At 65.1% G+C, this 12,747-nt stretch carries 13 protein-coding genes; 6 read left to right on the plus strand and 7 right to left on the minus strand.

What is annotated here, in order from left to right:
• Window positions 1-19: 19 nt before the first annotated feature.
• From N2603_RS41225 to N2603_RS41240, 4 genes are all read right to left on the minus strand, one after another.
• Window positions 20-553: a hypothetical protein gene (locus tag N2603_RS41225; RefSeq protein ID WP_260386689.1), complete on the minus strand. Its 534-nt coding sequence runs from the start codon at window positions 551-553 to the stop codon at window positions 20-22.
• Between the two features lie 46 nt (window positions 554-599).
• Window positions 600-1,202 (minus strand): YqaA family protein, encoded by a 603-nt coding sequence (locus N2603_RS41230; protein WP_018646464.1) that lies wholly within the window; start codon window positions 1,200-1,202, stop codon window positions 600-602.
• 36 nt (window positions 1,203-1,238) lie between these two features.
• A complete protein-coding gene (gene hisE / locus N2603_RS41235) occupies window positions 1,239-1,643 on the minus strand; it encodes a phosphoribosyl-ATP diphosphatase (RefSeq protein ID WP_018646463.1) in 405 nt (134 codons plus the stop codon).
• Window positions 1,644-1,773: 130 nt separating this feature from the next.
• Window positions 1,774-2,142 (minus strand): hypothetical protein, encoded by a 369-nt coding sequence (locus tag N2603_RS41240; RefSeq protein ID WP_018646462.1) that lies wholly within the window; start codon window positions 2,140-2,142, stop codon window positions 1,774-1,776.
• 226 nt (window positions 2,143-2,368) lie between these two features.
• Here N2603_RS41240 and N2603_RS41245 point away from each other — a divergent pair, with 226 nt between their 5' ends.
• The 6 genes from N2603_RS41245 to N2603_RS41270 all read left to right on the plus strand — a co-directional run bounded on the left by N2603_RS41245 (window position 2,369) and on the right by N2603_RS41270 (window position 9,997).
• Window positions 2,369-3,418 (plus strand): ABC transporter substrate-binding protein, encoded by a 1,050-nt coding sequence (locus N2603_RS41245; protein WP_260386690.1) that lies wholly within the window; start codon window positions 2,369-2,371, stop codon window positions 3,416-3,418.
• Window positions 3,419-3,502: 84 nt separating this feature from the next.
• Window positions 3,503-5,299: a glucan ABC transporter ATP-binding protein/ permease gene (locus N2603_RS41250; RefSeq protein WP_260386691.1), complete on the plus strand. Its 1,797-nt coding sequence runs from the start codon at window positions 3,503-3,505 to the stop codon at window positions 5,297-5,299.
• A gap of 190 nt (window positions 5,300-5,489) precedes the next feature.
• Window positions 5,490-6,950 (plus strand): D-alanyl-D-alanine carboxypeptidase family protein, encoded by a 1,461-nt coding sequence (locus tag N2603_RS41255; RefSeq protein WP_260386692.1) that lies wholly within the window; start codon window positions 5,490-5,492, stop codon window positions 6,948-6,950.
• Window positions 6,951-7,146: 196 nt separating this feature from the next.
• Window positions 7,147-8,832: a long-chain fatty acid--CoA ligase gene (locus N2603_RS41260; protein ID WP_260386693.1), complete on the plus strand. Its 1,686-nt coding sequence runs from the start codon at window positions 7,147-7,149 to the stop codon at window positions 8,830-8,832.
• Between the two features lie 16 nt (window positions 8,833-8,848).
• Window positions 8,849-9,403 (plus strand): DUF924 family protein, encoded by a 555-nt coding sequence (locus N2603_RS41265; RefSeq protein ID WP_260386694.1) that lies wholly within the window; start codon window positions 8,849-8,851, stop codon window positions 9,401-9,403.
• 108 nt (window positions 9,404-9,511) lie between these two features.
• Window positions 9,512-9,997 carry a peroxiredoxin gene (locus N2603_RS41270; protein WP_260386695.1) on the plus strand — a complete coding sequence of 162 codons (486 nt, stop codon included), beginning with the start codon at window positions 9,512-9,514 and terminating at the stop codon, window positions 9,995-9,997.
• Between the two features lie 310 nt (window positions 9,998-10,307).
• Here the strand turns inward: N2603_RS41270 and rnhA are convergent, their stop codons facing one another.
• From rnhA to ispH, 3 genes are read right to left on the minus strand one after another with little or no spacing between them, the layout of a single operon-like run.
• Window positions 10,308-10,772 (minus strand): ribonuclease HI, encoded by a 465-nt coding sequence (gene rnhA, locus N2603_RS41275; RefSeq protein ID WP_260386696.1) that lies wholly within the window; start codon window positions 10,770-10,772, stop codon window positions 10,308-10,310.
• Window positions 10,769-11,752: a homoserine kinase gene (locus tag N2603_RS41280; RefSeq protein WP_260386697.1), complete on the minus strand. Its 984-nt coding sequence runs from the start codon at window positions 11,750-11,752 to the stop codon at window positions 10,769-10,771. The genes rnhA and N2603_RS41280 overlap by 4 nt, the downstream gene beginning before the upstream one ends.
• Window positions 11,753-11,758: 6 nt before the next feature.
• Window positions 11,759-12,727, minus strand: a complete 969-nt coding sequence (ispH, locus tag N2603_RS41285; RefSeq protein WP_260386698.1) for a 4-hydroxy-3-methylbut-2-enyl diphosphate reductase — start codon at window positions 12,725-12,727, stop codon at window positions 11,759-11,761.
• Window positions 12,728-12,747: the final 20 nt, after the last annotated feature.

Raw genomic sequence — 12,747 nt, forward strand, 5'->3', positions numbered from 1 at the left:
ACGCGCGCGGGCCATCACGTCAATTCTGGCACAGCGCGCTGGTCACGAAAGTATCGGTGCGGCAGTCGTCCGGTTTACGCTGCCTGCCTGGGATGAGGACCTTGGCCGAGCATTTCTCGGCGGAGTCGGCATTCAGGCTCTTGCCTTCCTTGTAACCCTTGCCCTGGCAGAGCTGGTCGGCCGCCTGCTTGCAGTCGGGCGCACCATTCGACGAGACCGGGCAGACCACGCGTCCCGACACCATGGTCGAGGGCGTGGCCAGCCGCGACAGGTCATTCATGGTTTCGCTCGGGCTTTTGATCGGCGGCAGGATCGAAGGCAGCTTGTCGAACAGCTTGCCCATTTCGTTGATCAGCCCGGGATTCTCCTCGCCCGCCGGCGGCGCCGATGAAGCGGGCATCGGCGGCGCGGCCTGCGGCTCCGGCTCCTGCAGGCCGAGCGACGGCGGCCGGGATTGCGGCCATCCTGCCTCGCCGGCATTGAGCAGGATCAGCGCCACTGCTGATATCAGCGTCCCTAGCCGCACGGCCGGATTGCCGGATCGAACCATCATGGCGGCAACCGTAGCCGAAGCCGGCGCGCGGGCAAAGCGTGGCTGTTTAGATCAGCTTGACCGCCACCACGAAGCCGAGCACCAGCACGATGGCGCCGATCGCCACCCACAATCCGAGATGCTCCTCGAGCTTGTGCCGGATCCAGTCGCCATAGCGGTTGAGCAGGATCGCCACGATGAAGAAGCGTCCGCCGCGCGCGACGATCGAGCACAGGGTGAAGAGAACGAGATTATAGCCGGCAAAGCCCGAGGTGATGGTGACGAGCTTGTAGGGGATCGGCGTCAGCCCCTTGAGCAGGATGATCACCGCGCCCCACTCGGCATAGGAGGCGCGGAAGGCCTCGACCTTGTCGCCAAGGCCGTAGACCTGGATCAGCCAGTGACCGACAGAGTCGAACAGCAGCGCGCCGATGGCGTAGCCAAGGAGGCCGCCGAGCACCGATGTGATCGTGCAGACCGCGGCATAGACCCAGGCGCGCTGCGGGCGCGCCAGTGACATCGGGATCAGCATCACATCCGGCGGAACCGGAAAGAAGGAGCTTTCTGCGAAAGCCACGGCTCCCATGATCCAGAGCGCGTAGGGCTTGTGGGCGGCGTCGATGCACCAGTCGTAGATACGTTTCAGCATGGCGCCGCGATGAAGCACCATGGGACGGATTTGTCCATCGCGAGTTTTATGAAGGTTTTAGTGGCGCTTGCGCGCAGCGCGGCTCTCGAGCGCGACAATTGGCCGCCTGGCGGCCACGCGCGGTGACGCGACTTTGGGCAGCTTCATCGGCGATTTCGGCAACTTTTCGGCAATGCCGAGCATGTCTTCCCGCCGCGTCATCTCGCGCCAGACGTCCTCGGGGCGCACGCCTGCCGAGGCCCACAGCACGGTCAGATTGTAGAGCAGGTCGGCGCTTTCCCGGATCACGGCCTCGCTGTCGCCGTTGACCGCATCGATCACGACTTCGATGGCCTCTTCGGCCAGCTTCTTCGCCATTTTGGAGGGGCCGCGCTGAAACAGCCGGGCCGTACGCGATGTTGCCGGATCAAGATCTCTGGCCGCGAGCACAGCCAGATATAGCCGCTCAAGCGAATCACTCATGGTACTCAAAACTACTCTAAACCAATGGCGAGCACGTTAACGCCCGGCGATAAAAGCAAAAAACAGGCCGGCGCGACAAGCGCGACGGCCTGTTTTGGTCAACCTTTGGTAGCCAAGGGGGCCGGCAAGCCTAGTAGCAGTTCGTGAAGTAGCCTTGGCCACAGAGCTCCGAGGGCGCGGTGCCGCCGTAGCGCTGATACTGGTAGTTCGGGCCCGGGCCGTAATAGGGACCGTAGGCCGGGGCACTGTAATAGGCGGGACCGCCGTAATAGCCGTAGCCCGGACCGTAGTCATAGGCATACGCGTCGCGGGTCGCAGCGATGGCGAGACCGGTACCAATGGCTGCGAAAGCCGCGGCGGCAGCAGCACCGCCACCACCGCCACGCCAGTGGCGGCCGCCTGCGTAGGAGGCCGTCGGAGCGACCGCGGTCAGCGCCAGCACGGCAGCCGTCGCGAGGACGGCTTTACGGCCGGTAAGGCTCGAAAATCTGTCAAACATGTCCTGGACCCTCCTTGGGACCTTGAATGGTGCCTTGAGACAGGCTCATGTCTCTCAAACACCCGCATCCCATGTTGGGTTCCCCAACCCCAACACAAGCTGAACGGGGTTGCGTGATCGTGACGCAACCGCCGCTCATCCGCCGTTCATGTTGGCGCGCGCACGGTCGTCGCCGGCCGGCGCTGCGAGCGTCACAAACCACAACAATGCGGGACCGGCGCAGTTGATGTCAGGATTCAAGACGATCGTCCTTCGCGGCCTGCTGGCCCTTGCTATCTCGCTCGCCGCGTTGACGGCGCGCGAGGCCACAGCGGCCGAGAGCGCCGCTCCCTCCACGGCGATCCACTTCACGTTCGACCGTCCCGTCGATGCCAGCATGGCGCCATTCTTCCTTGCCGCGAAAGACGGCAAGTTCGGCGCCGAGCATCTCAACGTGTCGTTCAACACCGCGCCCGGATCGCCGGAGGCGCTCACGCGCGTCGCCAGGGGCGACAGCGAGCTCGCATTGGTCGATATCAACGAGCTGATCCGCTTCCGTGACAAGGACGATGCGGCGCCGATCAGGGCGGTGTTCGTGCTGTTCAACCGCGCGCCCTACGCGATCGTCGCGCGCAGGAGCCGCGGCATCCACATCCTGCCCGACCTCGACGGCAAGACCGTCGGCGTCGCCGACGGCGATCTGTCGATGCGGCTGTGGCCGGCGCTGGCGCAGCAGAACAACATCAACGCTTCGCGCGTGAAATTTCACAAGATCAGCGCCGCGGTGCGAGAGCCGATCCTGTCCGCAGGACAGGTCGATGCCGTCGCCGGCTTCAGCCATCTGTCGGCGGTGAACCTGCGCGACCGCGGCGTGCCCGGCGGCGATCTCGTCGTGCTGCGATATGCCGACTATGGTTGCGAAGCCTATGGCTTTGCCGTGGTGGCCAATCCCGCCTTCGCCGCGGCGAAGCCGGACGTCGCGAAGGGTTTCGTCCGCGCCCTGATCGGCGGCATCAACGCAACGGTCAAAGAGCCGGCGCGCGCGGCGGACGAGGCTGCAAGCCGCATCGAGGATGGCGACCGCGAGCTCGAGCTTGAGCGCCTGCGCACCGTGCTCGTCGACAACATCCTGACCGACGAGGTCAGGCGCAACGGCCTCGGCGGAATCGATCCGGCGCGCCTGGAGCGCTCGATCGACCAGATCGCCCAGGACTTCAAATTCCGCAAGCGGCCGGCGGCGGGCGACATCTTCGATGACCGGTTCCTGCCGCCGGTCGAGAGCCGGCTCGTCAATTGAGCAAAAACCAAAGCTTCCGCTGTATCTCGCGGGTGATCCCGGCTTAGAATACGGACTCCATTAGCTGCCAAGTTGCCAGTCCGCATGTCCATTCTCCGTCTCTATTCCCGCGTTCTCGAGCTACTCGGCAAGGAGGCACGGCTGGGCTGGCTGCTCGCGGTCGCCAACCTCCTGCTCGCCGCCTCGCAATTCGCGGAACCCGTGCTGTTCGGCCGGATCGTCGACGTGCTCTCAGGCAAGACCGTTGCCGGCTCGAGCTCGGCCTGGCCGTTCCTGGCCGCCTGGGTGGCGTTCGGGCTGTTCACCATCGCCTGCAGCGCGCTCGTCGCCCTGCAGGCCGACCGGCTCTCGCACCGCCAGCGTCAGGCGGTGCTGACCGACTATTTCGAGCACATCCTGCAGCTGCCGCTGACCTTCCACTCCGGCACCCATTCGGGCCGGCTGATGAAGGTGATGCTCAACGGCACCGATGCGCTGTGGCGGCTGTGGCTCGGCTTCTTCCGCGAGCATTTCGCCGCGATCCTCTCGGTCGTGGTGCTGCTGCCGCTGTCGCTGTACCTGAACTGGCGGCTCGCGATCCTGCTGTTCGTGCTCTGCGTCGTCTTCACCGCGCTGACGACCTTCGTGGTGCGCAAGACCTTCGGCATGCAGATGGAGGTCGAGGAGCACTACAGCGAGCTCTCCGCGCGCGCCTCCGACGCGCTCGGTAACGTCGCGCTGGTGCAGAGCTTCGTCCGCGTCGAATCCGAGGTGAAGGGGCTGCGCTCCGTCGCCGACGAGCTGCTGGCCGCGCAGATGCCGGTGCTGTCCTGGTGGGCGCTCGTCACCGTGATCACGCGGGCCTCGACCACCATCACTGTGCTCGCGATCTTCACCCTCGGCATCGCCCTGCACGACCAGGGGCTGACCTCGGTCGGCGAGATCGTGATGTTCGTGAGCTTTGCGACGATGCTGATCCAGAAACTCGAGCAGGTCGTGAGCTTCATCAATAACGTCTTCATGGAGGCGCCGCGCCTGCGTGAGTTCTTCAACGTGCTCGACGCCGTGCCCGCCGTCCACGACCGGCCCGACGCGATCGATGCCGGCCGGCTGTCCGGCCTCGTCGAGTTCAACGACGTCACCTTCTCCTATGACGGCAAGCGGCCGGCGATCGAGGACCTCACCTTCACCGCACTGCCCGGCCAGACCATCGCGCTGGTCGGGCCGACCGGCGCCGGCAAATCCACCGCGATCGCGCTCTTGCACCGCGCCTTCGATCCGCAATCCGGCTTCATCAAGATCGACGGCATGGACGTCCGCGGCGTGACGCTGACCTCGCTGCGGCGAAACATCGGCGTCGTGTTCCAGGAAGCGCTGCTGTTCAACCGCTCGATCGAGGAGAATTTGCGCGTCGGCAAGCCGGATGCAACCGAGGTCGAGATGCGCAAGGCCGCCGAGCGCGCGCAGGCGCTCGATTTCATCGAGCGCAGCGGCGGCTTCACGACCAATGCCGGCGAGCGCGGCCGCATGCTCTCCGGCGGCGAGCGCCAGCGCCTCTCGATCGCCCGCGCGCTGCTGAAGGATCCGCCGATCCTGATCCTGGACGAGGCCACCTCCGCGCTCGACGCCGTCACCGAGGTCAAGGTGAACGCTGCTCTCGACGAAGTGATGAAGGGCCGTACCACCTTCGTGATCGCCCATCGCCTCTCCACCATCCGCAACGCCACGCGGATCCTGGTGTTCGAGAATGGACGCGTGATCGAAACCGGAACTTTCGATGAACTCGTGGCCAAAGGCGGCCATTTTGCCGAGATGGCCAAGGCCCAGTTCATGGTCCAGGAGAACGCGCGGGCCAGCGTGACGGCCGCCGAGGCTGCCGCGACAGCTGTCAAATCCCCCTAGCAAGTCCCGAGAGGACCGTCGAAATTCGGCCTACTTCCTTGCGGAATACCCACCCGAAGCCCCTATTCTCGACGCACGAGCCGGTATAGGTTTGCGACGCCGCAAGCGGCGGCGCCGGATTTCAGAACCCGAAACTCAGATCACGAGAACCGCCCGTATCAGGCGGATCTCCAAGGACCGGAATCGGATAGTGCACGCCCTTCGCCCGCTGCTTCGCAAATCCCTGTTCAACCTGTTCGCTGCGGCCTTCGCATGTGTCGTGCTGCTCGCGCCGCGCGCGGCGAGCGCTGAAGCGCTGCTGCTGATCGAGGCCGATAGCGGCAAGGTGCTGCAGGCGGACAACGCGACCATTCCCTGGTATCCGGCCTCCGTCACCAAGATCATGACAGCCTACGTGACGCTGAAGGCGGTGAAGGACGGCAGGCTCACGCTCGACACGCTGCTCACGGTGTCGCCGACGGCCGCCTCGCAGTCGCCCTCGAAGATGGGGTTCCGTCCGGGAACACAGCTCACGGTCGACAATGCGCTGAAGATGATGATGGTGAAGTCGGCGAACGACATGGCCGTGGTGCTCGCCGAAGGCGTCGGCGGTTCGATCGACGGCTTCTCCGCGATGATGAACGACACGGCGCAGAAGCTCGGCATGACGCAGACGAGCTACGTCAATCCGAACGGCCTGCCCGCCGACGGCCAGATCACTTCGGCCCGCGACCTCGGCATTCTCGCCCGCTCGTTCCTGCGCGATCTGCCCGAATACGAATATTTCGTGCACATTCCGGCGATCCGTTTCGGCAAGCGCACCACCGGCAATTTCAACAAGCTGATCGGCCGCTATCCCGGCGCCGACGGTTTCAAGACCGGCTTCATCTGCGCCTCCGGCTATAATCTCGTGGCGTCAGCGACGCGCAACGGCCGCCGGTTGATCGCGGTGGTGCTGGGTGCAAACTCCGGCACCGCGCGCGCGGTGAAGGCGGCGCAGTTGCTCGAGCGCGGCTTCAGCCAGGACGGTCTCACCTGGCTCCGCCCCTCGCTCGGCACCGTCGACAAGCTGGTGCCGGTCGATGCCTCGCCGCCGAACCTGCGCGACGAGATGTGCGGCGGTCATCGCAAGCGGCCGGCGAGCGACGACGACGACGCGCTGATCGCAGCCAATGGCGGCACATCAGGATCCGCCTCAGCCACCGGCGGCGAAGCCCAGGTGACGTTCTTTACGGCCGGCCTCCAGCCGCCCTTGATGAAGGCCTCCGAGCTGATGGCCTCGGCGCCGGCGGCGACCGAGCCCGTGCTGGTCTATACCGGCCCGACCCGTACCGGCACCGCCCTGATCGCCGCGGTCGCGGCCGATGCCGACCAGCAGGCGACGCCAAAACCGCGTGGCAAGAAGTCGCGCGTCGCCAAGAAGCCTGATGCAGCCGACAAGCCCGCCGATAAGCCGAAGGACGCGAAGACGGCAGCGGCGAAGACGGCAGCGGCAAAGCCGGATGCCAAACCGACCGACGGCAAGACCGCAGCCAAGCCGGCTGGGACCAAGCATGCCGCGGCCAAGCCCGATGCGGCGGCAAAGCCCGCGGCGAATGGCGATCAGGCGGCGAAGCCCGCCAAGCCCAAGGCCGCAACCAAGCCTCCGGCCAAGCCGGCCAACAACAGTTAACGCCCCCGCGAGGCTAAAACCGCGGCCCGCGCTTCGCACCTGCGGGAAGCGCGGTTTTGCGACGATTCCAGTAGCCACTCTCCGACCTTTGCCCTAAGCCACGACGGCTTGCCACCCGTTGCGGCAGGCTCGATACTGGCGGCAACGAGGCAAGCCCGAGACACAACGGGCTCTGGTAAATTGAGGGGAGTTTTCCATGGAGCGCATCTGGCTCAAGCAATATCCGCCCGGCGTGCCTGCTGATATCGAGCCGACGCAATACGCATCGCTGGTCGACCTCTTGGAGGAGAGCTTCACCAAGTTCGCCGACCGCAAAGCGTTCATCTGCATGGACAAGTCGATCAGCTATCGCGACCTCGACCAGATGTCGGTCGCGCTCGCCGCGTACTTGCAAGGCCGCGGGCTGCAGCGCGGCGCGCGCGTCGCCATCATGATGCCGAACGTGCTGCAATATCCGGTCGCGACCGCCGCGGTGCTGCGCGCAGGCTTTGCCGTCGTCAACGTCAACCCGCTCTACACCCCGCGCGAGCTCGAGCACCAGCTCAAGGATTCCGGCGCCGAAGCCATCATCGTGCTGGAGAATTTTGCGCACACCGTCGAGCAGGTGATCGCGAGGACGCCGGTGAAGCACGTCATCGTCGCCAGCATGGGCGACCTGCTCGGCTTCAAGGGCGTGATCGTCAATCTCGTCGTCCGCCGCGTCAAGAAGATGGTCCCGGCCTGGTCGCTGCCGGGCGCGGTGTCGTTCAACGACGCGCTGTCGTCCGGCCGCTCTCTGGCCTTCAACAAGCCAAAGCTGTCGCCGGGCGACGTCGCCTTCCTGCAATATACCGGCGGCACGACCGGCGTCTCCAAGGGCGCGACCCTGGTCCACCGCAACATCGTCGCCAACGTTCTGCAGAACGACGCCTGGCTCCAGCCGGCGCTGGCGCAGCCGCCGCATGTCGAGCAGCTCATGATCGTCTGCGCGCTGCCGCTCTATCACATCTTTGCGCTGACGGCCTGCTATCTGCTCGCGGTGCGCGCCGGCGGCTGCAATCTGCTGATCCCCAATCCGCGCGACATCGCCGGCTTCGTCAAGGAGCTGGCAAAGTACCAGGTCAACAGCTTCCCGGCCGTCAACACGCTCTACAACGGCCTGATGCACCACCCGGATTTCAAGAAGCTCGACTTCTCCAAGCTGAAGATCTCCAACGGCGGCGGCATGGCGGTGCAGCGCTCCGTCGCCGAGCAGTGGAAGGCGGTGACCGGCTGCTTCATCGCCGAAGGCTACGGCCTGTCCGAGACCTCGCCGACGCTCACCTGCAACCCCGCGACCACCACCGAATTCTCGGGATCGATCGGCATTCCCGTGCCCTCGACCTACATCTCGATCCGCGATGACGACGGCAACGAAGTCCCGCTCGGCCAGGCGGGCGAGATCTGCGCCAAGGGCCCGCAGGTGATGTCGGGCTACTGGAACAGGCCGGAGGAGACCGCCAAGGTGATGACGGCGGACGGCTATTTCCGCACCGGCGACATCGGCATCATGGACGAGAAGGGCTACACCAAGATCGTCGATCGCAAGAAGGACATGATCCTGGTCTCCGGCTTCAACGTCTATCCCAACGAGATCGAGGAAGTGATCGCGAGCCATCCCGGCGTGCTCGAATGCGCCGTGATCGGCATCCCCGATTCCAAATCCGGCGAGGCGGTGAAGGCGTTCGTCGTGAAGAAGGACCCGAACCTCACCGCCGAAGCCGTGATCAAGTTCTGTCAGGAGCAGCTCACCGGCTACAAGGTGCCCAAGCACATCGAATTCCGCACCGACCTGCCGAAGACCAATGTCGGCAAGATCCTGCGCCGGCAGCTTCGGGACGAGAAGAAGGCGGAGGCGGCGTAGCGCGCGCCTCCCGTTCATGACCGACGCCCGCGACATCACGCCGGCAGGCGTTCTCGCCTTCTGGCGAGAGGCCGGCCACGAACGCTGGTACGAGCGCAATGACGCCTTCGACGCGGACGTGCGACACCGTTTTGCCGCGCTCTGGCAGAAGGCCGTCGCCGGCGAACTCTCGTCATGGGAAGACAGCGACGACGGCGCGCTCACGCTCGTCATCGTGCTCGACCAGTTTCCCCGCAACATGTTTCGCGGCACTCGGCAAGCCTTTGCCAGCGACGCCTTGGCACGCGATGTCGCCCGCCGCGCCATCGCGCGGGGCGTCGACCGCAGGATCGATCCCATCCTGCTCGAATTCCTCTACATGCCCTTCATGCATTCGGAGCACCTGCCCGACCAGTTGCACTGCGTCGCGCTGTTTGCGAACACCGACAATACCGAGAACCAGAAATACGCCCGGGAGCACGCCGACATCATCGAGCGGTTCGGCCGCTTCCCCCACCGCAACCGCATCCTTGGCCGCGACACCACCGAGGAAGAACAGGCCTTCCTCGACGGCGGCGGATTTGCGGGCTGATGACATCACGGTGAAGGGCCCCGGCCCACGTCGCTTTCCCCGCCGGCAATATTGTGCAGGCCCGCCGCCCGGTCTAAAAAGCGGGACCGATTTTCAGGGAGACTGACGATGGCGATCCAGACTGGCGACAAGCTGCCCGAGGCGAAATTCCGCGTGATGACGGCGGATGGCCCGCAGGTGAAGACCACCGACGATATCTTCAAGGGCAAGAAGGTGGCGCTGTTCGCCGTGCCCGGCGCCTACACGGGCACCTGCCACAAGATGCATCTGCCGAGCATCTTCCTCAACGCCTATGCCATGAAGGACAAGGGCGTCGACACCATCGCGATCGTCTCGGTCAACGACGCCTTCGTCATGAACGCCTGGAAGCGCGACACCGACCAGCGCGACGAGGCGATCTTCCTCGCCGACGGCAATGCCGAGTTCGCCAAAGCGATCGGCATGGAGTTAGATGCCTCCGCCAACGGCCTCGGCATCCGCTCCAAGCGCTATTCGATGCTAGTCGAGGACGGCGTGGTGAAGAAGCTGAACCTCGAGGCCATGCCCGGCAAGGTCGAGGTCTCCGGCGGCGATACGCTGCTCGGGCAGCTCTGAGCCACGGCGGAAGTGCAGTAGGGTGGGCAAAGGCGCGCCAGCGCCGTGCCCACCATCTGTCCTAGATTGAAAAAAGCCGTGGGCACGCTTCGCTTTGCCCACCCTACGAAACTGCCGTCGCTTCTAGCCGCGCTCTCGTTGTCGTCCCGGCGAAGGCCGGGACCCATACCCCCAGGGTGGAGTTGCGGCACGAGCTGGTAACCACGAGTCTTCGCCAAACTCGACCCTGTGGTTATGGATCCCGGCCTTCGCCGGGATGACCGCGGGGATTGGGGTGCGAGGCGGTGACACAAGCGAAATGCGCCGCGTCCTACTCCGCCACCCGCTGCTGCAACCGCGCCTTCGCGATCCCGTCGCGCGCGAGCTGATCGGCGCGCTCGTTCTCGGGGTGGCCGGCGTGGCCCTTGACCCAGTGCCAGCGCACCTCGTGCTGCTTCAAGGCGGCGTCGAGGCGCTGCCATAGCTCGACATTCTTCACCGGCTTCTTGTCGGCGGTGCGCCAGCCGTTGCGCTTCCAGCCGAAGATCCAGCCGGTGATGCCCTGCCGGACATACTGGCTGTCGGTGTACAGATCGACCGTGCATGGCTTCTTCAGCGCCTCGAGCGCGGAGATCGCCGCCATCAACTCCATCTGGTTGTTGGTGGTGTGGCGCTCGCCGCCGTTCAGCTCCTTCTCCTTGTCGCCGAACTTCAGGATCGCGCCCCAGCCGCCGGGCCCGGGATTCCCCGAGCAGGCGCCGTCGGTATAGATCGTGACGACGGGCTTTTCGCTCACGCGACCAATCCTGATGGCATCAGCCCGTAATCGCGCACGCTCGATACGCTCTGATGGAAGCGCAGCTTGCGGACATATTCCAGCGGATCCTTCGGCTTGACCAGCGCGCCGGGCGGCACGTTGAGCCAATCCACCAGCCGCGTCAGCAGGAAGCGGATCGCAGCACCGCGAGCAAGCAGCGGCAGCGCCGCCTCTTCCGCCTCCGACAGCTTGCGCACGCGGCCATAGGCATTGAGGAAGGCGCGCGCCTTGGTGACGTTGAAGGAGTGATCCGGCTCGAAGCACCAGGCGTTGAGGCAGATCGCGACGTCATAGGCCAGCATGTCGTTGCAGGCGAAGGTGAAGTCGATGATGCCGGAGAGCTTGTCGCCGAGGAAGAAGACGTTGTCGTTGAAGAGGTCGGCGTGGATCACGCCCTCCGGCAGGTTGGTCGGCCAGATCCCGCTCGCGAGATGATCGAGCTCGGCGGCGAGAAACGCACGCAGGCCGGGCTGCACCTCGTCGGCCCGGCTCGACGCCGCGTCGAACAGCGGCCGCCAGCCCGCAACCGACAGCGCATTGGCGCGCCGAACCGCGAAATTTGCGCCGGCCAGATGCATCCGGGCCAACCCCTCGCCGACGCCGGCGCAATGGGTCGCGTTCGGCTTGCGCGGCCAGACGCCTTCGAGAAAGGTGATGATCGCGGCGGGGCGGCCCGACAATTCGCGCAGCGCTTCGCCGTCCCGTCCCTTCACGGGCAGCGGGCAATTGACGCCGTGCTCGGCCAGATGCGTCATCAGCGCGAGGAAGAACGGCAGATCGTTCTTCGCCACGCGCTTCTCATAGAGCGTGAGGATGAACGACCCCTGGCTGGTATGCAGCAGGAAGTTGGAGTTCTCGACGCCCTCGGCGATGCCCTTGTAGGAGAGCAATTCGCCGAGATCGTATTGTTTCAGGAAATCCGCAAGTTCGTCGGCGGCGACGTCGGTGTAGACCGCCATAAGGGTCTACTCGGCGGCAGCTTCGGGGCGCACCTGACGCGGCAGCGGGAAGAACTCGTTCTCCTCCGCGGCCGAGACCGTCTCCACATGCAGCGTGTAGCGCTCGGCGAAGGCGTCCATGATTTCTTCGACGATCACTTCCGGCGCGGAGGCGCCCGCGGTGATGCCGAGGCTCGCGATGTTGCCGAACTTGTCCCAGTCGATGTCGGTGGCGCGCTGCGCCAGCACCGCGATCCTGCAGCCCTCGCGCTCGGCGACCTCGCGCAGGCGTTGCGAGTTCGACGAGTTCGGCGCGCCGACCACGATCAAGGCGTCCACCACCGGCGCCACCTTCTTCACCGCGAGCTGGCGGTTGGTGGTGGCGTAGCAGATGTCTTCCTTGTGCGGTCCGTTGATGTTCGGGAAGCGCTCCTTGAGCAGCGCCACGATCTCCGCGGTGTCGTCGATCGACAGCGTGGTCTGGGTCACGAAGGCGAGGTTATCGGGGTCCTTCGGATTGATGGTCTTGGCGTCCTCGGCGGTCTCGATCAGGGTGACCGCGCCGACGGGGAGCTGGCCGAGCGTGCCGACCACCTCGGGGTGATGGGAATGGCCGATCAGGAAGATCTCGCGGCCGCGCTTGAAGTGGATCGCGGCCTCGCGGTGGACCTTGGTCACCAGCGGGCAGGTCGCATCCAGCGAGAACAGGTTGCGGGACTGGGCGTCGGCCGGAACCGATTTCGGCACGCCATGGGCCGAGAACACCACCGGCGCGGTGGTATTTTCTGGGATTTCGGCCAGTTCCTCGACGAAGATGGCGCCCTTCTTTTTCAACCCATCGACGACGTACTTGTTGTGTACAATCTCATGGCGAACATAGACGGGGGCGCCGTACTTATCGAGCGCCCGTTCCACGGTGTCGATCGCCCGGACCACCCCGGCACAGAAGCCGCGGGGAGAACAAAGCACGATCTTAAGGTCTGGTTTGGCTGACATTGGGCGATCTCGGGACCGAA

The organism is Bradyrhizobium huanghuaihaiense, from assembly GCF_025200885.1.
Taxonomy (GTDB): domain Bacteria; phylum Pseudomonadota; class Alphaproteobacteria; order Rhizobiales; family Xanthobacteraceae; genus Bradyrhizobium; species Bradyrhizobium huanghuaihaiense.

Excerpts from the sequence above, each read along its gene's own strand:
- N2603_RS41225 (WP_260386689.1), bottom strand. The coding sequence starts at position 553 with ATGATGGTTCGATCCGGCAATCCGGCCGTGCGGCTAGGGACGCTGATA.
- N2603_RS41230 (WP_018646464.1), bottom strand. The coding sequence starts at position 1,202 with ATGGTGCTTCATCGCGGCGCCATGCTGAAACGTATCTACGACTGGTGC.
- hisE (WP_018646463.1), bottom strand. The coding sequence starts at position 1,643 with ATGAGTGATTCGCTTGAGCGGCTATATCTGGCTGTGCTCGCGGCCAGA.
- N2603_RS41240 (WP_018646462.1), bottom strand. The coding sequence starts at position 2,142 with ATGTTTGACAGATTTTCGAGCCTTACCGGCCGTAAAGCCGTCCTCGCG.
- N2603_RS41245 (WP_260386690.1), top strand. The coding sequence starts at position 2,369 with ATGTCAGGATTCAAGACGATCGTCCTTCGCGGCCTGCTGGCCCTTGCT.
- N2603_RS41250 (WP_260386691.1), top strand. The coding sequence starts at position 3,503 with ATGTCCATTCTCCGTCTCTATTCCCGCGTTCTCGAGCTACTCGGCAAG.
- N2603_RS41260 (WP_260386693.1), top strand. The coding sequence starts at position 7,147 with ATGGAGCGCATCTGGCTCAAGCAATATCCGCCCGGCGTGCCTGCTGAT.
- N2603_RS41265 (WP_260386694.1), top strand. The coding sequence starts at position 8,849 with ATGACCGACGCCCGCGACATCACGCCGGCAGGCGTTCTCGCCTTCTGG.
- N2603_RS41270 (WP_260386695.1), top strand. The coding sequence starts at position 9,512 with ATGGCGATCCAGACTGGCGACAAGCTGCCCGAGGCGAAATTCCGCGTG.
- N2603_RS41280 (WP_260386697.1), bottom strand. The coding sequence starts at position 11,752 with ATGGCGGTCTACACCGACGTCGCCGCCGACGAACTTGCGGATTTCCTG.
- ispH (WP_260386698.1), bottom strand. The coding sequence starts at position 12,727 with ATGTCAGCCAAACCAGACCTTAAGATCGTGCTTTGTTCTCCCCGCGGC.